Origin of the sequence: Thermosynechococcus sp. PP555 (assembly GCF_031583225.1) — a bacterium.
Lineage (GTDB): Bacteria > Cyanobacteriota > Cyanobacteriia > Thermosynechococcales > Thermosynechococcaceae > Thermosynechococcus.
In genome coordinates, this window is sequence record NZ_CP134168.1 from 1,892,904 (window position 1) to 1,914,126 (window position 21,223).

General features: G+C 53.9%; 22 protein-coding genes. 12 read left to right on the top strand and 10 right to left on the bottom strand.

The window, feature by feature from the left end; genetic code table 11:
• Nucleotides 1-266: 266 nt before the first annotated feature.
• Nucleotides 267-1,505 carry a DUF4912 domain-containing protein gene (locus RHH27_RS09320; RefSeq protein WP_206199910.1) on the top strand — a complete coding sequence of 413 codons (1,239 nt, stop codon included), beginning with the start codon at nt 267-269 and terminating at the stop codon, nt 1,503-1,505.
• A 57-nt stretch (nt 1,506-1,562) separates the two neighbouring features.
• On the opposite strand, the gene RHH27_RS09325 is transcribed toward RHH27_RS09320, so the two are convergent.
• The gene (locus tag RHH27_RS09325; RefSeq protein WP_206199911.1) at nt 1,563-2,438 is read right to left on the bottom strand and encodes an alpha/beta fold hydrolase; all 876 of its coding nucleotides are present in this window, start codon (nt 2,436-2,438) and stop codon (nt 1,563-1,565) included.
• Between the two features lie 84 nt (nt 2,439-2,522).
• Complete coding sequence (locus RHH27_RS09330) at nt 2,523-2,843, bottom strand: DUF1815 family protein (protein ID WP_149818796.1); 321 nt, start codon at nt 2,841-2,843, stop codon at nt 2,523-2,525.
• Between the two features lie 371 nt (nt 2,844-3,214).
• Between RHH27_RS09330 and RHH27_RS09335 the strand changes: the two genes are divergently transcribed.
• Nucleotides 3,215-3,658 (top strand): NUDIX hydrolase, encoded by a 444-nt coding sequence (locus RHH27_RS09335; protein WP_206199912.1) that lies wholly within the window; start codon nt 3,215-3,217, stop codon nt 3,656-3,658.
• On the opposite strand, the gene RHH27_RS09340 is transcribed toward RHH27_RS09335, so the two are convergent.
• From RHH27_RS09340 to RHH27_RS09360, 5 genes are all read right to left on the bottom strand, one after another.
• Nucleotides 3,655-4,371 (bottom strand): metal ABC transporter ATP-binding protein, encoded by a 717-nt coding sequence (locus RHH27_RS09340; protein ID WP_206199913.1) that lies wholly within the window; start codon nt 4,369-4,371, stop codon nt 3,655-3,657. The genes RHH27_RS09335 and RHH27_RS09340 overlap by 4 nt on opposite strands.
• Nucleotides 4,368-5,441: a metal ABC transporter substrate-binding protein gene (locus tag RHH27_RS09345; RefSeq protein ID WP_206199914.1), complete on the bottom strand. Its 1,074-nt coding sequence runs from the start codon at nt 5,439-5,441 to the stop codon at nt 4,368-4,370. Before RHH27_RS09345 ends, RHH27_RS09340 begins: the two co-directional genes overlap by 4 nt.
• Nucleotides 5,442-5,563: 122 nt before the next feature.
• On the bottom strand, nt 5,564-5,779 hold the full coding sequence (gene rpsR, locus RHH27_RS09350) for a 30S ribosomal protein S18 (protein ID WP_011057896.1): 216 nt from the start codon (nt 5,777-5,779) through the stop codon (nt 5,564-5,566).
• 13 nt (nt 5,780-5,792) lie between these two features.
• On the bottom strand, nt 5,793-5,987 hold the full coding sequence (rpmG, locus tag RHH27_RS09355; RefSeq protein WP_149818803.1) for a 50S ribosomal protein L33: 195 nt from the start codon (nt 5,985-5,987) through the stop codon (nt 5,793-5,795).
• A 35-nt stretch (nt 5,988-6,022) separates the two neighbouring features.
• Nucleotides 6,023-6,559 (bottom strand): RDD family protein, encoded by a 537-nt coding sequence (locus RHH27_RS09360; protein ID WP_302679159.1) that lies wholly within the window; start codon nt 6,557-6,559, stop codon nt 6,023-6,025.
• Nucleotides 6,560-6,649: 90 nt separating this feature from the next.
• Here RHH27_RS09360 and RHH27_RS09365 point away from each other — a divergent pair, with 90 nt between their 5' ends.
• From RHH27_RS09365 to RHH27_RS09375, 3 genes are read left to right on the top strand one after another with little or no spacing between them, the layout of a single operon-like run.
• On the top strand, nt 6,650-8,410 hold the full coding sequence (locus RHH27_RS09365) for an NFACT family protein (protein ID WP_302678132.1): 1,761 nt from the start codon (nt 6,650-6,652) through the stop codon (nt 8,408-8,410).
• 39 nt (nt 8,411-8,449) lie between these two features.
• On the top strand, nt 8,450-8,908 hold the full coding sequence (psbQ, locus tag RHH27_RS09370; RefSeq protein ID WP_302678133.1) for a photosystem II protein PsbQ: 459 nt from the start codon (nt 8,450-8,452) through the stop codon (nt 8,906-8,908).
• Nucleotides 8,909-8,944: 36 nt separating this feature from the next.
• Entirely contained in the window at nt 8,945-11,563 is a 2,619-nt protein-coding gene (locus RHH27_RS09375) for a DNA polymerase III subunit alpha (RefSeq protein ID WP_302678134.1), read from the top strand.
• On the opposite strand, the gene tmk is transcribed toward RHH27_RS09375, so the two are convergent.
• The gene (gene tmk, locus RHH27_RS09380; RefSeq protein ID WP_206199919.1) at nt 11,489-12,202 is read right to left on the bottom strand and encodes a dTMP kinase; all 714 of its coding nucleotides are present in this window, start codon (nt 12,200-12,202) and stop codon (nt 11,489-11,491) included. The two genes, RHH27_RS09375 and tmk, sit on opposite strands and share 75 nt — an antisense overlap.
• A gap of 192 nt (nt 12,203-12,394) precedes the next feature.
• Between tmk and RHH27_RS09385 the strand changes: the two genes are divergently transcribed.
• The 6 genes from RHH27_RS09385 (at nt 12,395) to RHH27_RS09410 (ending at nt 18,293) form a co-directional block, all read left to right on the top strand.
• Entirely contained in the window at nt 12,395-12,748 is a 354-nt protein-coding gene (locus RHH27_RS09385; protein WP_149818813.1) for a hypothetical protein, read from the top strand.
• Nucleotides 12,745-13,869 carry an FAD-binding oxidoreductase gene (locus RHH27_RS09390; protein ID WP_302678135.1) on the top strand — a complete coding sequence of 375 codons (1,125 nt, stop codon included), beginning with the start codon at nt 12,745-12,747 and terminating at the stop codon, nt 13,867-13,869. Before RHH27_RS09385 ends, RHH27_RS09390 begins: the two co-directional genes overlap by 4 nt.
• A gap of 25 nt (nt 13,870-13,894) precedes the next feature.
• Nucleotides 13,895-14,005 carry a photosystem II reaction center protein PsbM gene (gene psbM / locus RHH27_RS09395; protein WP_149818817.1) on the top strand — a complete coding sequence of 37 codons (111 nt, stop codon included), beginning with the start codon at nt 13,895-13,897 and terminating at the stop codon, nt 14,003-14,005.
• A gap of 69 nt (nt 14,006-14,074) precedes the next feature.
• Nucleotides 14,075-15,205, top strand: coding sequence for an iron-containing alcohol dehydrogenase family protein (locus RHH27_RS09400; protein ID WP_206201677.1), 1,131 nt, complete (start codon nt 14,075-14,077; stop codon nt 15,203-15,205).
• Nucleotides 15,206-16,402, top strand: coding sequence for an aspartate aminotransferase (locus tag RHH27_RS09405; RefSeq protein WP_302678136.1), 1,197 nt, complete (start codon nt 15,206-15,208; stop codon nt 16,400-16,402).
• A gap of 16 nt (nt 16,403-16,418) precedes the next feature.
• The gene (locus RHH27_RS09410; RefSeq protein ID WP_206199922.1) at nt 16,419-18,293 is read left to right on the top strand and encodes a potassium transporter Kup; all 1,875 of its coding nucleotides are present in this window, start codon (nt 16,419-16,421) and stop codon (nt 18,291-18,293) included.
• Between the two features lie 13 nt (nt 18,294-18,306).
• Here the strand turns inward: RHH27_RS09410 and RHH27_RS09415 are convergent, their stop codons facing one another.
• Nucleotides 18,307-19,578, bottom strand: coding sequence for an ABC transporter substrate-binding protein (locus tag RHH27_RS09415; protein ID WP_302678137.1), 1,272 nt, complete (start codon nt 19,576-19,578; stop codon nt 18,307-18,309).
• A 12-nt stretch (nt 19,579-19,590) separates the two neighbouring features.
• Complete coding sequence (gene mscL, locus RHH27_RS09420) at nt 19,591-20,007, bottom strand: large conductance mechanosensitive channel protein MscL (protein ID WP_302676038.1); 417 nt, start codon at nt 20,005-20,007, stop codon at nt 19,591-19,593.
• A 223-nt stretch (nt 20,008-20,230) separates the two neighbouring features.
• Between mscL and RHH27_RS09425 the strand changes: the two genes are divergently transcribed.
• Nucleotides 20,231-21,223, top strand: a complete 993-nt coding sequence (locus RHH27_RS09425) for a 30S ribosomal protein S1 (RefSeq protein WP_149818829.1) — start codon at nt 20,231-20,233, stop codon at nt 21,221-21,223.

The window sequence follows — 21,223 nt, forward strand, 5'->3', positions numbered from 1 at the left end:
CAGCATTTGCAGGGATACATTTCTCACTATACTCCCTTCCCCCTCGCAGAAGGTGGTTTGAGGCTGAACAGGAATAGCAAACCGCTATCTTGATCCCCGTGCAGAATAAATGTTATGAAATCCTGACATTTGATCCCTGCAAAAGAGTAAACTGCGTATAAATTCCTAGAAGTGTGCCCGAATTCCCTTGACGCCCCAAGACTTTTTTGCCAAAGATCAAGGGCAAAGGATAGCTCTGTCTATCAACCCACGATAAGGAGGCACCCATGCCGAAAGATCGCCCCCCTTTAGAAGAAATGACCTTGCGGCAGTTGCGGCGCATTGCCAGTGAACTGCAAGTGTCCCGTTATAGCCGTATGCGCAAAGATCAACTCCTCGCTGCCATCCGTGAAAAGCAGGCGCAAGCCAACGGATCCACCACTACCATTTCTGTCCAACCTGTCCCCTCTAATCTGGAGTCGCAAGAAAAAGTGGAAGCAGCAAAATTTGACCTCGGTCCTGCTCAAGAGGATGTTCTCTTGGCCTCTGTAGATGAAGGTCTTGGGGATTTGCCGGGGGGCTATGGTGAAAGCCGCATTGTCCTCATGCCCCGGGATCCGCAGTGGGCCTACGCCTATTGGGATGTGCCCAACGAGCACCGCGAAGAATTGCGGCGGCAAGGGGGTCAGCAACTGGCTCTCCGGCTCTACGATGCCACGAATATCAACCTCGATAGCCAAATTCCCCACAGTGTTCAGGAGTACCCCTGCGATGAGTTGGCGCGGGAGTGGTATCTGCCCATCCCCGTGAGCGATCGCGACTATGTGGTGGAAATTGGTTACCGCTGTGCCGATGGCCGCTGGTTGGTTCTAGCCCGTTCTGCCCCTGTGCATATTCCCCCCACCTACCCCTCAGATTGGGTCTGGGATCAATTCATTACGGTGGATTGGGATATGGATCTGCGGGGCAAAACCCTCTTTGATCTGGGGGCACCCTTGGCGGGCACTGCCGAACCCCATCCCATTTACGAAGGCATCTTTGCCATGGCCGAAGGAGCCGAAGCGCAGCGGGTGGCAGGTTCTCTCTTTGGTTCCATGCACCAAGTCCCCGGCTCCATCTCCCAGTTGCCCGAAATGGCCATCAGTTCCTACGTCTTCCCCTCTGGGGTTGGCCTATGGGCTGTGCCGACGGTGTCGGGTCTGACGATGTCGGGCGTTGGCTTCTCAGCTTCGGCGGCTCCCATTCGTCCCCGCAAATTCTGGTTGGTGGCGGATGCTGAACTCATTGTCTATGGGGCTACGGAGCCAGATGCCACCGTCACCATTGGTGGGCGCCCGATCAAACTCAATCCCGATGGTACATTCCGCTTCCAAATGTCCTTCCAAGATGGCCTCATTGACTTCCCGATCTTGGCAGTGGCGGCAGATGGGGAACAAAACCGCGCCATTCACATGAAGTTCACCCGCGAAACCCCCGAACGTCGCACCAATCCCAAGGAAGAAGCAGTGCTGGAGTGGCTGGCCTAAGCGAGTTAGTTGGCTCAATCCATGCCTTTCCCTCTGCCGAATGGTGGGGGGATTTTTTTAGGCACGCAAAAAGGCAAGCAGTTCACGATTGACTAGCCCCGGCACTTCCTGTTGTGCCCAATGGCCACAGTCGGGCAGATATTTCAGCCGCCACGGTGCATGGATCCACGCTTCGATACCGTTGGCAAGGCTGGGTTGGGCGAGGGGATCATCGGCGCCCCAGAGAATCAGGGTGGGGCTGGTAATGGCTTCCGTGTGCTGTTGCAGTAGGTGCCACCACTGTTGGGGTGAAAAAAGATGGCGATAACTTTTGAGCACCGCAGCGATCGCCCCCGCTTTTTCGAGAGCCGCTTGATAGAGTTGCACGGTTTCTGCCGAGAAGGCAGCCTTGCGGATGGAGTAGCGTTGAAAGAGATCCTGCAAAAAACTCCGCAGATTATGCCCTAGCCAGTATTCCGCCAAGCCGGGGATGTGGCAAGCCAACAGTGGCCAGTTGCGCCAAAAATGCTCTACCTGTTGCCAGAGTTCCAGTCCCACACGGTAGGGGTGGGGGGTATTCAAGACGGCTAAATGCTGCACCCTCTGCGGAAAACGTGCCGCCACGTGCCAAGCAATCAGGCCACCGCAATCATGGCCGACAATGTGGGCGCGTTCATAGCCCAGTTCTTGGATCAGCGCCGTGACATCTTGGCTGAGGGTATCGAGATCATAGCCGTGGGCAGGCTTCTCGGAGTCATTGTAGCCCCGTAGATCTGGCACTACAACCTTGAAATGACGAGCCAGTACGGGAATTTGAAATCGCCAAGAGTACCAAAACTCTGGAAAGCCATGCAACAGAATCACAAGATCACCGCTGCCTTGGGTGACATAGTGCAGGCGTACTTGGTTAACGCTGAGGTACTGGTGTTGCCAACTAAGGGACGCTTCAGTCATTGAGGGTGGGGATCAAAGTAGAAGGAAAGTCCAGCTACTTTTAAGCTAGCACCGACAAAAGATCGAGGGATAGCCCCGACAGGATTAAACCGCAGTGGGGATACGGACTTCCTTGAGGAGATTGGCCAGTTCTTGCAGTTGATTGATCGCCTCTGCCCCTTCGAGTTTCATGAGTTCGCGGTCATCGCGCATTTCAGTCCAAGTGATCCCATAGTCAGAGACCAGGAACCGAATCAGGTGGTTGTCGGCCAAGCTGACCATGAAAGAGGCACTGTTGAGTTCACCGCCACAGGTGTAGCAGGAGGCCATGTAGCCTCGGTTTTCTAGGGCAATTGCCAGAGCTTGCAGGTTCAACACTAAATCGCGAATAAACTGGCGGTGTTGTTCGGCTAAACGGTAAAACATAGGACGATGCACTCCAAGCAATGAACAAAGTTATAGCACAGCTGCTAGGGAAATATTAAGACAATCTTAAGAAAGGGCAAGGCCGTACCAACGTTGTTAAATTCCTGCAGCCATTTGTAAAATTTGATAGAAAAATAAGGGAAGCTCAAATTTGTTATCGAAACCATCTTATGAAAGAGGAGACTTAACAGCTGCCCGCTGGGGATAGCCCTCCAAAGCGCGACGTTTACCTCTGGCTACCCTTTGCTCAACGTTTTAGCGGTTGTTGATTTGTTCTTGCTACTATACTCTTCATTTTAGCTTTAATCTACTTTAGGATTGGCTTTACGTTTCTAGGGTAGAGTAGCCCTAACGACATATCTTGCAAGACAATGCCAGCAACCACGATTGTTCCCGTTGCCCTTGCGGTTCTTTACCAAGGCGATCGCGTCCTTATGCAGCTGCGCGATGACAGTCCCCATATTTTGTATGCCGGCCACTGGGGACTTTTTGGCGGTCATCTTGAACCCGAAGAAGCACCGCTCGCGGGCGTCCAGCGGGAAGTCTATGAGGAGATTGGCTACTGCCCACCTCACCTCACCTTTTTTGGAGAGTACGGCGATCCCCAAGTACATCGCTATATTTTCACAGGCCCTTTGACGTGTGCACTGGAAAACTTGGTACTCAACGAAGGACAGGGCATGGACTTGGTACCCTACGATTCGGTGGTGGCTGGGGTTCACTATGCCCAAACCCTCGGCGAAGATCGCCCCTTAGGCGCCATCCACCAGCGCATTCTGCTGGATTTCTTTGCTAGGAGAGAATCCCCCGTTTAAGCAGCAAACTGTTGCAGCACCCGTTCGGGGGTTCCCAGTCCTTGGACAGAGCGATCGAGATACAGCACCTGATCACAGGTTGCCCTTACCCGCTCCAAGTGATGGGAAATTTGTAAAATTGCCCAGCCCTCACTCACCTTGAGGGTCTCCAGTAGGTCATAAAACTGTTGCTCACCTCGGAGATCTAAGCCAGCGGGAGCTTCATCCAAAATCAGGAGACGACGGGGTTGCACCAAGCAATAGGCCAAGAGGGCGCGCTTTGTTTCGCCCCCGGAAAGGGAACTCATGGGTTGTGTCGCAAGATGCTCGAGGTGCAGGCGTTGGAGACTTTCCAAGATGGCGCGATCGCGCTGTTGTCGATGCTGCCAAGGCCACTGCCACGTAGGTTGCCCCCAGCCCAAACCCACAAATTCAGCCACGGTGATCGGAATGCGTGGATCGCACTGAAAATTTTGCGGCAAGTAGGCTACCTGTTGGCGGACATAGGGGAGCGTGCGGCGATAGCCCATACCATAGCCCAAGAGGGTCACCCGTCCCTGCTGGTAGGGAATAATGCCCAAAATGGCTTGAATCAGGCTACTTTTGCCCGCCCCATTGGGACCAATAATGGCCATATTCGTATCGGCGGCGAGGGTAAAGGAGACATTTTCCACCACCCAGCGATCGCCCCGCCGCACCGAGAGGTTTTCCACCTCTAGCAGGTATTCGTTCACAGTGCTGCCCCTAACGGTCTATTCACCTGCATCCACCATGTCCCTACCACCGCGATCGCATCGGGACGACGATAGGCTTGCTGTTGCGCCCCAAAAGCCTCAGCCAGATTGCGAATGTTTTGCTCCATTCTTTGCAGGAAGTAGGTCGGCGTGAGATCAGCGGCAGTGGGAGCACGCTCTAGGGGATCAAACACACTCACTTTTACGCCCAAATCCTGCGCTAAACTTTCAAAGACCTGTTCTTGCCCCGGTTCCGTCAGGAGCGTTTTCAGATCACTTTGTTGCACCGCCTGCATCACCCGCTGCACATCCGCAGGTGAGGGGTTAACCGACGGAATGCCCACGAGATAGATCGCTTTCAGGTTATAACTCTCGGCAAAGTAGGGTGCGACATCGTGATAAACCACAAATGTTTTGCCCGCAAAGGGAGTAAGTTTTTCCCGGGCGAGGGCATCTAGGGCTTCTAACTCTCGAATAAAGGCAGTGCTATTTTGCGCGTAGATGGCAGACCCTTCGGGATCCACAGCAATCAGACCATCGCGAATGTTTTTCACTTGCTGCATGGCACGCTGGGGATCTAGCCAAATGTGGGGATTGAATTCACCGTGGCTGTGACCGTGGTCATCATGAGCGTGGTCGTGGTGGTGATCGTGGTGGTGCTCGTGATTATCCTTTTCGCTGGCAAGGGTGGCCACCCCCGCGCTGGTATCAATGATCTTGAGATTGGGATTGGCGGCGTTTTCAATCAGTTTGTCTAAAAAGGTTTCCATCTCAAGGCCATTTTTGACCAAAACCCTTGCTGTGGCCAGCAGCCGCACATCCTCAGGCCGCGCTTGAAAGTCATGGGGGTCAATATTGGCCGGCAAGAGTTGCTCAACAGTGGCGCGATCGCCTGCGACCGCTTTTGTAAAGGCAGTGATGGGTAAGAAAGTCGTCACAATGGTGAATTGGGCTTCTGCCTGTGAGGTCTCTTGCTCCTGTGGCGACTGGGCTTGGGGGGCACAACTGCCCAAAAATACCCCCAGAGTTACCAGCAGCCCCCAGCGTTTAAGGTGAGCTTGGATAGCCATAGAGAAATAGATGAATGATAACCATTCTCATATTTGCACACTTAGGCAGGGAGAGCAAGCAAAAATAAAGGGGCAAGTCTAAACCTCCCCCTTCGCAAAAACCAATTAGCGATCGCGAGTTTTTAGCCTTCGAGATTCAAGAACGGCAAGAGTGCCATGATCCGTGCCCGCTTAATCGCCACTGCCAGTTGTCGCTGTTGCTTGGCCGTGAGACCGGTCACCCGCCGCGGCAAGATTTTCCCCCGTTCAGTGATAAAGCGCCGTAGTAAATCAACATCCTTGTAATCAATGGGCTGTCCAGGGGGAATGGGAGAAATGCGTCGCCGATAAAATGCCATAGCTGTCCTCTAATTACTTGATTTCTTTGTGAATGGTGTGCTTGTTGCAGTGGGGGCAAAATTTCTTCAGTTCTAACCGCCCTGTGGTGGTGCGACGATTTTTGGTGGTGGTGTAGCGAGAGACACCGGGCGATCGCTTGGCCGGATTAGTGCGACACTCTGTGCACTCTAGGGTGATAATGATTCTGGCGCCTTTTGCTTTAGCCATGGTCTTGCCTATCTATCCAGTGAGCCGATCTCTAATTATGGCAGATCTTTGCGGATTTTGCTCACCAATTCAATGAGCTTGCGATCAAGGGCAAAGCCCCGCCGACAGCGATATACCTTTGTGCCGCCAAGGCGATCGTGGAGCGTGCGGTGCTCTTCATCAATCCACGCCAAGCTACAGTCAACGGCCAAGGGCAGTGCCAAAATAATCAGCGCCATACTCGGGCCATAGGACTCCAAGCCTGCCAATGTCAACAGCGCCCCGACACCAATCACCAGTTCTCGCTTGCTGAGGGAAAGGAGATCCGGTGTCCGCTGCCGCTGATCCAACAGGCGCACATTCATTAGCCAATGGCCGGGGCTTTGACCCTTATTGCGGTTCACCATCGCCACCCGCAGCAACCACCAAACGATGGCAAAAACAAACAGTTGCTCCCACTGAATGGCTGCCCCCGGCGTGATACCGACAACACTCGTCAACCAGATGAGGATAAAGTCAATGCTGGTGGCGATCGCCCGTCGCCAAGGCTGAGCCAGTGGTAAGGGGGGTGGATATTGACGGGAAAGTGCCATAGCAAACACGCGGTGGCAAAAGGCCAGAGAGTGGCTAGACTAGTATAGCTTGAGGCCGATTCCCTCAAAAAATTCTGCGGAGTTTGGACGGTGCAACCCGTTGATTTGACCACCCTGCGTGCTGTTTGTGCCGATCTCCAACATTGGCTACCGGCACGGCTCGAAACGGTTTACCAGCGCGATCGCCACACGATTGCCTTGGCGCTGCGCACGCTGAAAAAACAGGATTGGCTGACCCTCAGTTGGCATCCCCAAGCGGCACGCATTGCCTTTGAACCACCGCCCCCCCGCCAACCCGACACCTTTACTTTTAGTCAGCAACTCCATGCCCAACTCAATCGCCTTGCCCTTGTGCGGGTGGGGTTAGTCAACCCTTGGGAGCGCGTCTTGGTCTTGGAATTTGCCCCTCGTCCGCAGGCAGCAACGCAGTGGCGTCTCTATGCCGAGATCATGGGCAAGTACAGCAACGTGATTCTGGTTAACGCTGCCGGGGAAATTGTTACTGCTGCCCACCAAGTCAATGCCCAACAGTCCCGCTTGCGCCCAATTCTGACCGGTCAACCCTATGTGCCCCCACCCCCCCTAACGGCCGCGTTGCCCAGTTGCGAGATTCCCTTTGAGCAGTGGCAACAACAGGTAAGCGTGATTCCCGGACTGCTGCGGCAGCAACTTCTGAAGGCCTATCGGGGACTGAGTCCAGCCTTGGTACAGCAACTACTGGCGGATGCCGCATTGTCCCTAGAAAGTCACACCACAGAGCTAACCGCTGAAGAATGGCGACGGCTATTTGACCATTGGCAGCACTGGCTGGCGTGTTTAGAGAGCGGGCATTTTGTCCCCCAATTGACATCAACGGGCTATCGCGTCATTCCCCCTCTTGGGACTCAGAGCCAGCCAACGGCCACTATCCATGAGCTGCTTGCCACCTACTACCAAGACCAACTGCGGCAACAGCAAACGCAGCAACTCCGTCAACAGTTGCACCAGAGCCTACAGGCACAGCGGCAAAAACTGATCGCCAAAATTGAGGGCTTTCGGGAACGCTTAGCGGCGGCGGCTGGGGGCGATCGCCAGCGGTATTTGGCCGACCTACTGATGGCCCATGCTCACCTGTGGCAACCGGGGATGACGAAACTGATCGTGACGGACTTTGCCACCCAAGAACCCCTTGCCATTTCCCTCTCGCCAGAGAAGAGTGCCATCCAAACGGCGCAGGAGCTGTACAAACAACAGCAGAAACTCAAACGTGCCCAGCAGCACATTACGCCGCTCCTCACCGCTGCTGAAGAGGAACTCGCCTATCTCGATCAGGTGGCGGCCACCCTCGCCACAGCCACATCCTTAGATGTCCTTGAGGAGATTCGCGCTGAATTGATTCAACAGGGATACCTGACGGCGCCCGATTACTATCGTCCCCCTACCACGCCCAGTCCCTACCTACGCTATACGACACCAAGTGGCTTCACGGTTCTCGTGGGGCGCAACAACCGCCAGAATGACGATCTTACGTTTCGCGTTGCCAGTCCCTACGATTGGTGGTTTCACACCCAAGAGATTCCAGGAAGCCACGTGATTCTCCGCCTCGCAGCGGGGGAGGTGCCCAGTGAGAAAGATATTCAATACGTGGCGAATTTGGCGGCCTACCATAGTCAAGCCCGTGCCAGTGCCCAAGTACCCGTGGTCTATACTCGCCGCAAGTATGTGCAAAAACCGAAGGGCGCTCCACCGGGGATGGTGATCTATGATCAGGCGACAGTGGTGTGGGGGTGCCCTCTGAGTGTCAGTGATGGCTCTTCCGATCTGTCCCAAGGGGGTGCTGGCGGCGATCGCCACGGGATCATGGCAGAATAGAACCGTGTTTTTTACGACACCATTGACTGCTGAGGTTCTATGCTGCGCCTAAATCGAAAATCCCTAATTTCAATCCTATTAAGCGTTGTTGCCATTATTTTAGTCGGCTGTGGCAGCCCCAGTGCCACGACCACCCCTCCGCCCACCTATAGTGAGTTGCAAATTACTCGCATTCAAGACTACCTGAGTGACATTGAGAAAAATGCTGAACGCTTTGCCGACCTAGAGGTCAGTGTGGCCAAAGGGGATTGGCAGGAAGCCCGCAACATTATGCGCGGCCCTCTCGGTGAAATGCTGATGGATATGCGTGCCCTCAACCGCAATCTCTTGGCCAAGGATCAACCCACCCCCACAGCTTTGACCCGTGCCCTGACGGATGACTTCCTGAAAATTGATCAGGGGGCGGATCTGAATAGTGTCACCGTGGCTCAAGAGGGCTTCCGTGATGCTGAAGCGGACTTCAAGGCCTATCTCAATAGCTTGCCTGAGTTGTCCTAGTCCCCTGCGTTTCTCCTAGGTTGATAGCCGTTGCCCATGTCCTTCGTCGGTCTGCATATTCACAGTGATTACAGTCTCCTCGATGGAGCTAGCCAGCTTCCCGACCTAGTGGCACGGGCAATGGAATTGGGGATGCCCGCGATCGCCCTCACGGATCACGGGGTGATGTATGGCGCCGTTGAACTGTTAAAGTTGTGTCGCGGCAAACCCCTGAAGCCAATCATTGGCAATGAGATGTACGTCATCAATGGCGACATCACCAAACAGGAGCGCAAACCCCGCTTTCACCAAGTGGTGCTGGCCAAAAATAAACAGGGCTACCACAACCTCTGCAAACTCACCACCATCTCCCACCTGCAGGGCTTCCAAGGCAAGGGCATTTTTGCTCGCCCCTGCATCAATAAAGAACTGTTGGCGCAATACCGCGACGGACTCATTGTCACCAGTGCTTGCCTCGGTGGTGAGATTCCCCAAGCCATTTTGCAGGGCAAGCCGGATTTGGCACGCAGTGTTGCTGCCTGGTATCAAGAGACCTTTGGTGAGGATTTTTACCTTGAGATCCAAGACCACGGCAGTCAAGAGGATCGGGTAGTCAACGTTGAACTGGTGCGCATTGGCCGCGAGTTGGGGATCAAAATTATTGCCACCAATGACTCCCACTTTATCTCCTGCAATGACGTTGAAGCCCACGACGCCCTGCTTTGTATCCAGACCAACAAGCTGCTCACCGATGACAAGCGGATGCGCTATAGCGGCACGGAGTACCTGAAATCCGCTGCTGAAATGGCTCGGCTGTTTCGGGATCACTTGCCCGCTGAGGTCATTGAAGAGGCTTTGGCGAATACCCTTGAAGTGGCCGAAAAGATTGAACCCTATGACATCTTTCGTGAACCCCAAAGTCCAGAGTTTCCAGTGCCTGCTGGCCATACAGCCGATACCTACCTAGAGCAAGTGGCGTGGCAAGGACTGTTGGAGCGATTTCACCTCAGCGATCGCCAGCAGTTGGATCCCACCTACCGGCAGCGCTTGGAATACGAACTCAAAATACTCCAGCAGATGGGGTTTTCGAACTATTTCCTTGTGGTTTGGGACTACATCAAATATGCCCGCGACCACAACATTCCCGTCGGGCCAGGGCGGGGATCGGCAGCGGGTTCCCTTGTAGCCTATGCCCTGCGCATTACCAACATTGATCCCGTACACCACGGCTTGCTCTTTGAGCGGTTTTTGAACCCTGAGCGCAAGTCCATGCCCGATATTGATACGGACTTCTGCATTGACCGCCGCGAGGAGGTGATCCAGTACGTCACCGAAAAATACGGCAGCGATCGCGTCGCCCAGATCATCACCTTCAACCGCATGACATCAAAGGCGGTGCTCAAGGATGTGGCACGGGTGCTGGATATTCCCTATAGCCAAGCGGATCAAATGGCAAAGCTGATTCCGGTGGTGCGGGGCAAACCAGTTAAATTGGCGGTGATGATCTCCGATGACACCCCCTCGCCAGAATTCAAGGAAAAGTACGACAGTGATCCGCTGGTGCGCCGCTGGATTGATATGGCGATGCGCATTGAGGGCACCAACAAAACCTATGGCGTCCATGCAGCCGGCGTTGTCATTGCCTCAGAACCCTTGGATCAACTGGTGCCGCTGCAACGCAATAACGATGGGGCGGTGATTACCCAGTATTTCATGGAGGATCTGGAATCCCTTGGCCTTTTGAAGATGGACTTTTTGGGTCTCAAGAACCTGACAATGATCCAAAAGACGCGGGAGCTGATCCAGAAAAACCACGGTCAAACCCTTGATTTGGATGCATTGCCCCTAGATGATGCCAAGACGTACCAAATTCTGGCGGAAGGTAAACTGGAGGGGATCTTCCAACTAGAATCTTCGGGGATGCGCCAAATTGTCCGAGATCTCAAGCCCTCAAATCTGGAAGACATTTCCTCGGTGCTGGCGCTCTATCGACCGGGACCGTTGGATGCAGGCCTGATTCCCAAATTCATTAACCGCAAGCATGGTCGGGAACCCATTCAATATCAACATGAGCTTTTGAAACCCATTTTGCAGGAAACCTACGGCGTTCTTTGTTATCAGGAGCAAATCATGCGGATGGCGCAGGACTTGGCAGGCTATTCTCTGGGTCAAGCGGATCTGCTCCGCCGCGCGATGGGCAAGAAGAAAAAAGAGGAAATGGAAAAACATGAAGCCCTCTTTATTGAGGGAGCGGCGAAAAATGGGGTGCCCAGCGCAGTCGCCCAAGAACTCTTTAAGCAGATGCTGGATTTTGCTGAATACTGTCTGAGTGGCGAGACGGCGGTGATGACGGTGGAATATGGGGCTGTCCCGATTCGCCGCTTGGTGCAGGAACAGTTGGCCTGTCAGGTGTACAGCCTTGATTCCCAAGGGCATCTTTATACCCAGCCCATTGCCCAATGGCACTTTCAGGGCTTCCGTCCCGTGTATGAGTATGAACTTGAGGATGGCTCAACGATTTGTGCGACACCTGATCACCGCTTTATGACCACCCGTGGCCAGATGCTGCCCATTGAGCAAATTTTTCAGGAAGGACGAGAGCTATTCCAATTCGCGATCGCCCCCAGTACGGCGCTGGCTCAAGGTCTCAAACCAGCGGTGCAGATGAGCCGCTAGACAATCTTGAATAGCTTCACTCACCTGATCAGTGGGTTGATCCGCCGCAATTCGCTGCCAGCGATCGCCCCCTGCCTCAGCCAAGGCCATAAATCCTTGACGAACTCGCTCATGAAAGGCCACCGCATGCTGCTCTAGGCGATCCGCTATGCCCCGCCGTTGGGTGCGGGCAAGGCCAACCTGAACCGGCAGATCCAGCCAGAGAACTAAATCCGGCATCAGTCCAGCGGTGGCAATCTGGTTGATGTGCTCGATGAGGCTCAAGTCCAGTCCCCGCCCATAGCCTTGGTAGGCAATGGTGGAAGCCGTGTAGCGATCGCACAGGACAATGCCCCCCCGTTGCAGTTGGGGGCGGATACTCGTCGCCACGTGCTGGGCGCGATCGGCGGCATAGAGAAGGAGTTCTGCCATGGGATCAATCTCTAAATCACTATGGAGCAGCAGTTGCCGCAGGCCTTGGCCAAGGGGCGTTCCCCCCGGTTCACGGGTCAGCAGCAGGGGCGGATCAATGTCAGCGGATCGTAATTTTGCCAGCCAGCCACTTTCCTCTAGCCATGTGGCGATCGCCCCCATTTGGGTCGTTTTGCCGGCACCCTCTCCCCCCTCTAGGACAATAAACAAACCAGTGTAGGGATGCATGAATTCAGCGATTTTGAAGAAAGGTTTGATATAATCGCGGCATCCTGCCATACAATGCAGGTCACCTTACAATGGGGGTAATGCTCAATTCCCTGTGATTTCCTAGGAACACCCGCAGTGACAGCGCCCCGTCTGTTCCGTGATTACACTAGAACCATTGTTCGCGAATTATTAGTTTACCACTTGGCGGTTATGGCTCGATATGCTCGTGTTGTTACTATTGCACTCCCTCGGGCACGGCTAAAGGAAGAGCTGGTGCAAACCCTAGAAGCCTGCGATTTGACGGTAACCCATGTGGGGGATGATTACGTCGTGGCACGGGAGAGCGCGCTCGATGCCATTTCAATGTCCCAACTGGTCACGGTTGAAGTCCTGATTGATAAAACCACGCCCCAAAAGGATGTCACCAAGTTTGATCTGGTGCTCAAGAATAAGGAACTGACCCTCAAGAAAAATAATCACTGCTTTGAATGGTTTGACCGTGTGAGTCGCGCCATTGCCGAAAATGAAAATTGGGAATTAGTTAATACAGTTGCCACACTGTGACGGTGCTGCCAGCAAATGCAACAGTGACCATTGTGGGCGCCGGGGTGGTTGGTTCGGCGATCGCCTACGAACTGAGTCGTGTGCTTGATCCAGCGGAAACGCCGATTCTTGTCCTTGAAGCACAACGGGAGGAAGATTGGCAAGCGACCGGTGCGGCTCTTGGTGTTCTCATTGTCCACCTCAGTCGGCGGCGACGTGGACGCAACTTTCAACTACGGCAGGCCAGTTTGGCACGTTATGAAACCCTCATTCCGGAGTTGGCGGCAGAAACGGGGGTTCAGATTCCCTACCAGCGCCGAGGCATTATCGAAATCTGTACCACTAAGGACGAGGCGATCGCCACCCAAGCATGGTTGCAGGAACAGGCTCCCCAAGGCGTGCAGTGGCTCTCGCCAAAAGAAGTCCAAGATCAATGTCCCCTTGTGGATATCCACCACATTCACGGTGCACTTTGGGCAACGGGCGATCGCCAAGTCACCCCTAAACCCTTGACTCAAGCCCTGCGCCAAGCGGCTCATCAACGGGGCGTCAAGTTCTTGTATCAAAGCCCTGTCCGGCAGCTCCAGCGATCGCCCCAAGGGGGATGGATTTTACAGCTCAATCAAGCAGCCATCGAGACCGAATACCTGATCTTAGCGGCAGGTCTAGGGACAACGCCCCTTACGCAAGCCCTCGATCGCTCTGTCACTGTGGAACCGGTTTTGGGACAAGCCCTAGAGTTTGCCTGTCATATTGATGGCAATACACCAGTGATGACGGCTGAAGGCATTCATTTTGTCCCCTTGCCTTGGGGGCGGGTGTGGGTGGGCGCCACCGTGGAGTTCAACACCCTCACCGCGAATCCGCAAACCCTTGATCAACTGCATGGACGGGCGATCGAACTTTGGCCAGTTCTGAAAACGGCTCCTGTGACCCAACAGTGGCAGGGACTGCGACCCCGCCCGAGCGATCGTCCGGCACCCATCATCGAAAAAATAGACGACCACACTTGGCTGACCACTGGCCATTACCGCAACGGTATTTTGCTGGCTCCCATCACCGCCCAAAAAATTGCCCAATCCCTGAGGCTGACCTTGGCCAAGGGCGATCGCCCCAAGGGGGACACAGCATTGATAAAATAAAAGCCAGCGTTGTGGGGTACATACCATGGAAGTGAATCCTTTTGGCTTGGTGGCAACAGCCATGTTTGTCTTGGTGCCAACAGTGTTCTTGATTATTTTGTACGTGCAAACGGAAAGTCAGAAGAAGAGCAGCTAAGATAGATCTCTACGGCTAGAGCGAAAACGACTCTATTTTTGCCGCAGATGCTCTAAATAGTCCTTATTTATACGGCCTGTGACTGCTGCTTCGTTTTCACCCCTTTGTATTGCACCTACCCACGTCTATCGCGGTTGGTCAATTCTCTCCCAAGCGGGGGAAGCCATTGTTCAATTGGGGCATCATCCCCTTTTAGTGGTTTCACCGCAGCGGTATCAGCAGCTTGAGCAGGAGTGTCAGGCGATCGCCCGCTCCCATGATCTCACCTTCAGCGTAGGGACATTCCATGGTGAGTGCAGTGAATCCACCCTTGCCCAGCTCCGCCAAGAGGCGCAAGGCAGCGATCTCATCATTGGCATTGGCGGTGGCAAAGCCCTAGATACCGCTAAACTTTTGGGGCATCAATTACACTTGCCCGTAGTGACGATCCCCACGTCCGCAGCCACCTGTGCCGCTTGGACAGCCCTCTCCAACATCTATACGGAGGCCGGTGCCTTTGCCTATGATGTGGCACTCCACCGTTGCCCGGATCTGCTGCTCTTGGACTATGCCCTGATTCAAACGGCGCCGAAGCGAACCCTGCTTGCCGGCATTGGCGATGCCCTTGCCAAGTGGTATGAGGCCTCGGTGAGTAGTGGTCACCGTCAAGAAACCCTGATTGTGGCGGCGGTACAGCAAGCCCGAGTATTGCGCGATATTCTCTTGCAGCAATCCGCTGAGGCCCTGGCCAATGTGGGCAGTACCGCTTGGGAAAATGTCGTCGATGCCAGTGTCCTCATGGCAGGGATGATTGGGGGCTTGGGGGGTGCCCAATGCCGCACGGTGGCAGCCCATGCGGTGCACAACGGTCTGACCCAACTGCCCCAAAGTAGGGGCACGCTCCATGGAGAAAAAGTGGCCTACGGTATTCTGGTGCAACTACGCTTGGAAGAGCTAGTTCAAGGCAGTCAACTAGCTGCTAGCGCTCGCCATCAGCTGTGCCAGTTCTATGAACAGGTGGGTTTGCCCCTGACTCTAGAGGACTTGGGTTTCCAAGAGGCCAGCTTAGCCCAGCTCCAGCATGTTGCTACGGTTGCTTGTGCCCCCCACTCCGATATTCACCATTTGCCGTTTCCGGTGACGCCTGATCTGGTGCTAGAAGCAATGGTGTCCACCGTGGTCGGCTACAGTGCCACAGTCTTGGATGGGAGTGCCCGTTAGATGGGGTTAGAGTGGATTCAGCCGGCCGATCGCTTGGGGGCATTGCCGCCCTACGTCTTTGCGCGTCTCGATGAACTGAAGCTGAAAGCTCGCCAGCAGGGACTGGACTTAATTGACTTGGGGATGGGCAATCCCGATGGCTCCGCCCCGCGTCCGGTGATTGAAGCAGCGATCGCCGCCTTTGAGGAACCCAGCTACCACGGTTATCCCCCCTTTGAAGGCACAGCGGTTTTCCGTCAAGCCATTACCCGTTGGTATCAGCGCCGCTACAATGTCTCCCTTGATCCTGATGGGGAAGCCCTCCCCCTGTTGGGATCAAAAGAGGGACTGACGCACCTTGCCCTTGCCTATGTCAATCCGGGGGATGTCGTCCTCGTGCCCAGCCCGGCCTATCCTGCCCATTTTCGTGGACCTGCGATCGCCGGTGCCAACATCTATCCCCTCATTCTCAAACGGGAAAAGGGCTGGCTCATTGATCTCAGTGAGATTCCCAGTGACATTGCCCGCCAAGCCAAGGTTTTGTACTTCAACTATCCCAGCAATCCTACGGCGGCGATCGCCCCCCGCTCTTTCTTTGAAGAAATCGTTGCCTTTGCCCGCGAATATCAAATCCTTCTAGTGCATGACCTTTGCTACGCTGAACTGGCCTTTGATGGCTATCAACCCACCAGCTTACTGGAAATTCCCGGTGCCAAGGAAATCGGCGTTGAGTTCCATACCCTCTCAAAAACCTACAATATGGCCGGTTGGCGGGTGGGGTTTGTGGTGGGCAACCGCCACATTATTCAGGGCTTGCGTACGCTGAAAACGAACTTAGATTATGGGGTTTTTTCCGTCTTACAGAAAGCGGCAGAGGTGGCCTTGAGCCTGCCCGATAGCTACATTGCCTCTGTGTGCGATCGCTATCGCCAACGGCGGGATTTTCTGATTCAAGGCTTGAATGAACTGGGCTGGCAACTCACCCCAACCCAAGCAACCATGTACCTGTGGGTGCCCGTACCGCTGGGCATGAGTTCGACAGATTTTGCCCTCAAACTGCTTCAGGAGACAGGCGTTGTTGTGACCCCCGGCAATGCTTTTGGCGAAGGGGGTGAAGGATACGTGCGCATTAGCCTCATTGCCGATCGCGATCGCTTGGGTGAAGCTCTTAAACGCATGGCTCAAGCCAATATTCGCTTCGATAGCTTAAGTCAGTAACATACTCCATCCGGCCATGACAAAAACGAATGCCGCCCACCAGCCCTCAAGGCTCCTTATTCTGGGTGCCCTCGGTGTCGTCTATGGTGACCTAGGGACCAGTCCCCTCTATGCCTTTGAAGAAACCTTCAATCCCCTTCATCTCCTAACGGTTACTCCGGACAATATCTACGGCATTCTCTCTTTGATCCTCTGGTCGCTTGTCCTCATTCCAACATTCAAGTATGCAACCTTTGCCCTGCGTGCTGACAATGGCGGTGAAGGCGGCATCTTTCCCCTGATGGCACTTGTTCTCTCCCGAATTCGCCTCAATCCTCACTGGCGGCGCTGGGTGATCATTTTCGGTCTGGTGGGGGCGGCCCTGTTCTATGGCGATAGCACCATTACCCCTGCGATTAGTGTTCTCTCTGCCGTTGAGGGGCTAGAGGTGCTCAGTCCCCAGTTTGCGGATTGGACAGTGCCCCTGACAGTGGTCATTCTGGTGGCATTGTTTTGGTTTCAACATCGCGGTACCACCCAAGTGGGGCAGGTCTTTGGCCCGATCATGTTCCTCTGGTTTATGACCTTGGGCATTCTTGGCGCAATTCACATCTTCGAGCACCCCACAATTCTGAACGCCCTCAATCCTTGGTGGGGAGTAGAACTCTTTCGCACCCATCCTAGCCAAGTTCTTGTCCTATTGGGAGTGGTTATTCTGGCACTGACGGGTGCCGAGGCGATGTATGCCGATATGGGACACTTTGGCGTCCAGCCGATTCGCTTGGCGTGGTATCGTCTAGTCTTTCCTGCCCTTGCCTTGAATTATCTGGGGCAGGGTGCTTTCATTCTCAAGCATCCAACGGCTACCCATAATCTCTTTTTCCAACTTGTACCTGCGTGGAGCGTTTTGCCCTTAGTCATTCTCAGTACATTGGCCACCGTCATTGCATCTCAAGCGGTAATTTCGGGGGCTTTTTCAATGACTGCTGCGGCTATTAAGTTGGGCTATCTGCCCCGGCTGCGCATTGATGTCACGGATGATCATCACCGTGGCCAGATTTATATTCCTGTAATCAACTGGTTGCTATTGGTTACGGTTCTGCTCTTGGTCATCACCTTTAGAAGCTCATCAGAACTCGCGGGTGCCTATGGTTTGGCAGTTAACTTAACCATGGTAGTTACGACTCTCTGCCTGATTTTGGTGGCGCGGTACTTGTGGCGGTGGTCTATTCTGCAAATTAGCCTTGTTTGGGTCAGTATTTTAGTAATTGAAATTGCTTTCCTGATAGGAAATGCCCTCAAGATTCCCCACGGTGGTTGGTATCCCCTCGTTTTCGGCGGGATTATTTATATGCTCTTAGTGACGTGGCGACAAGGTCAGGTTCTGCTGCGTCAGCAACTGCTGCAAGCAAATACTCACTTCTCCCTCAAGGAACTGCTCAGTCAAGGGGTTGCGCGTGTGCCGGGGATTGCTGTTTTCTTCTCACCACTTCCCCACACCATTCCACCGACCTTTATTCAAAACCTTCAGCACAATCATGTGTTGCATGAGCAGATGATCTTTATCCATTTAGCAACTGCGAATTTACCCCATGTGCCCTTGTCAGAACAATTGGCCTATACAGTCACGGATGTCGGTATTAATGAAATCATCCTTACCTCGGGGTTTCGCGATCGCCCTGATGTCCTACTCGCCCTTGAAACCTGCCAACGTGTCCTCAATCTCCCCCTCAACGAACCCATGAGTTTCTTCCTAGGCCGTCGCACAATCATCCCCACCCACGCTCCCGGCATGACCTACTGGCAAAAGGTTGTCTTTGCTTGGCTATATCGCAATGCTGAGGATGCCATGACCTACTTTCGTCTGCCCCCTGAACAAGTGGTGGAGCTTGGCATACAGGTAGAGATTTGATACGTGGGAGCATTTATCCCAAACGGCTATTCCATGCGGTTTCTGCATCCTTGAGTGCCTGATCAATTGTCTTTTGGCCCAAGAGAACTGCCTGTAAATTCTCGTAGAGGAGTCGTTGTAGCTCCTTAATATCCCGCAGGGGGGGAATGAGAACCTCTGCTTGGCTCATTTGACGAGCGCTGATGGATCGGGCAATGTCCACAGGGGTGGCATTTTCACCAATGGTGCGGAAGTAGGAATCCGCTAAGGCCGCTTGTGTAGAAGGCAGAACATTGGCTTCCTTGGCAAAGGTCAGTTGATTTTCATCATTGGTGACAAAGAGGGCAAATTCTACGGCAAGTTCGGGATGGCGGCTCTGGCGGGGCACCAGTAAATTCATCACAGCAACATTTTTCTTGCCGGTCTGGCCAGTCAACTGCGGTGCGGCGGCTGAAACGGCTGCAATAGTGGGGGCATTGGTGGCGATCGCGTTCAAAAATTCCGGACTGGTCATCACTAGCGCCGTTTGTCCCGCTTGATAGAGTTCGATACCTTGGCGGTGGCCTTCAGTCAGCACCTGTGGCGGCAAGAGTCCCTGACGATAGAGATCCAGCCAATACTGGAAAACGGCTTTACCCACAGGGGAATTAAAGGCAGCACGGCCTTGATCATCCACCAGTTGGACGCCCATTTGCACCATGGCCTGCATCAGTTCGGCAGAGTCCTCGGGCACCATCGTGATAAAGAAGGCGTATTTACCGGTTTTCTCTTTCACTGCCTTGGCTACACTGGCTAGCTCGGCAAAGGTTTGCGGGGGGCGATCGACCCCAGCAGCGGCAAGAATCGCTTTGTTATAAATCGTTACCCGCGAGGTGAGGTACCAAGGCACGGCAAAACTCTTGCCCTCTAACGTCGTTGCCTGCCAGATATTCGGTAAATAACGCTCGCGCACGGCTGGCGGCACATAGTCATTGAGATTGAGCCACGCATTGCGTCCTGCCAACAACGCCGCAAAGTCGGGGTTCAGGTTCACCACATCGGGAGCAGTGCCCGCTAATACTGCCATGAGAATTTTGGTCTGCATTGCCGTCCAAGGAATATCCACCCAGCGCACATGGACATCGGGATGTTGGGCTTCAAATGCCGCAATCAGGCGATGGAAGTAGTCAGTAAATTTCGGTTGCAGTTGCATGGTCCAGAATTCAATCTGGGTGCCTTGGGTAGGCGGCGTTGTTCCACAACTGGTGAGGATGGCCAGCCATAGCCCCACCAACAGCCCAGAGATCCAGCGTTGCCACGATCGCATTGCTGAGGACTCCTACAGGGGGGGGAGTTCAGAGGTACAGGCACGGCAGCGACTCGCCTTGAGGGGCACAGACTCCAAGCAGTAGGGGCACTCCCGTTGTTCGGGGGCAGGCGGTTTCTTGGGCAGCAAGGGCAAAATCAGTTTCAGGAGAATAAATAGGCTGAGGGCAATCACCCCAAAGTCGAGTAAACTACCCAAAAATTTGCCAATTCGCATGCCTGAGCCGACGGTCAGTTCGCGCCAGTCGCCCCCGGGAATCAGAGGATTGACCAAGGGCATGATGAGGTCTTCAACAACGGAAGTAACAATGCGGCCAAAGGCACCCCCCACCACGACAGCGATCGCTAGATCAATCACATTCCCCTTTAAGGCAAATTCGCGGAACTCCTGCCAAAATTGCTTGACCTGTCGGCGGTTTAGTCGCGCCATGCCCACTCCTCAGTAGTACACAAAAATTAACATTTATCTTCATCAATGACCAAAATTTTATCGATGCCGCTAGCCAACGGGCAAACTCTAGGCTAACATTGTAGATCCAGTCAGAAAGTGTTCGAGCGATCGCTGGTATGATTGCGTATGGCACCCACTTCTGCCCGCTTGATAACTCACTATACACCCCCATTTTCGTTAAAGGAGCTAGGAAAACACTCGCATGGTCAATCAGGAAAAAACGTTAGACGTGGGCTTTACGCATGCTGATTTTGCAGCCTTACTGGACCGGTACGATTACCACTTCAACCCCGGCGACATTGTTGCTGGCACCGTCTTTAGCATCGAACCGAAGGGTGCCCTGATTGACATCGGTGCGAAAACCGCTGCCTACATCCCTATCCAAGAAATGTCTATCAACCGGATTGACAGTCCGGAAGAAGTCCTGCAACCGAACGAAACCCGTGAGTTCTTTATCTTGGCGGATGAAAATGAGGAAGGGCAGCTTACCCTCTCGATTCGTCGTATTGAGTATATGCGGGCTTGGGAGCGCGTTCGCCAACTGCAAGCGGAAGATGCCACCGTTCGTTCTCAAGTCTTTGCAACCAACCGTGGGGGTGCCCTTGTGCGCATTGAAGGGCTGCGCGGCTTTATCCCCGGTTCCCACATCAGCACCCGTGTCAACAAAGAAGAATTGGTGGGTGAAGAGCTACCCCTGAAGTTTTTAGAAGTGGATGAAGAGCGCAACCGCCTCGTCCTCAGCCACCGCCGTGCCCTTGTCGAACGCAAGATGAACAAACTGGAAGTGGGCGAAGTGGTGGTTGGAACCGTGCGTGGGATTAAGCCCTACGGTGCCTTCATTGACATTGGTGGGGTTAGCGGTCTGCTGCACATTTCCGAGATTTCCCACGATCACATTGATACGCCCCACAGTGTTTTCAATGTCAATGACCAAGTCAAGGTGATGATTATTGACCTTGATGCTGAGCGGGGTCGGATTTCCCTGTCCACCAAGCAACTGGAGCCAGAACCCGGTGACATGGTGAAAAATCCGCAGTTGGTCTATGAAAAGGCTGAAGAGATGGCAGAGCGCTATCGTCAGCAACTCCTGCAACAACAGCAGCAGGCCACCGCAGAGACCACTGAGGAAGTCATTGAAGACATTCCCGAAGCCACTGAAGACGATACGGCTGAGCCGATTCTTCAAGAAGCCTAG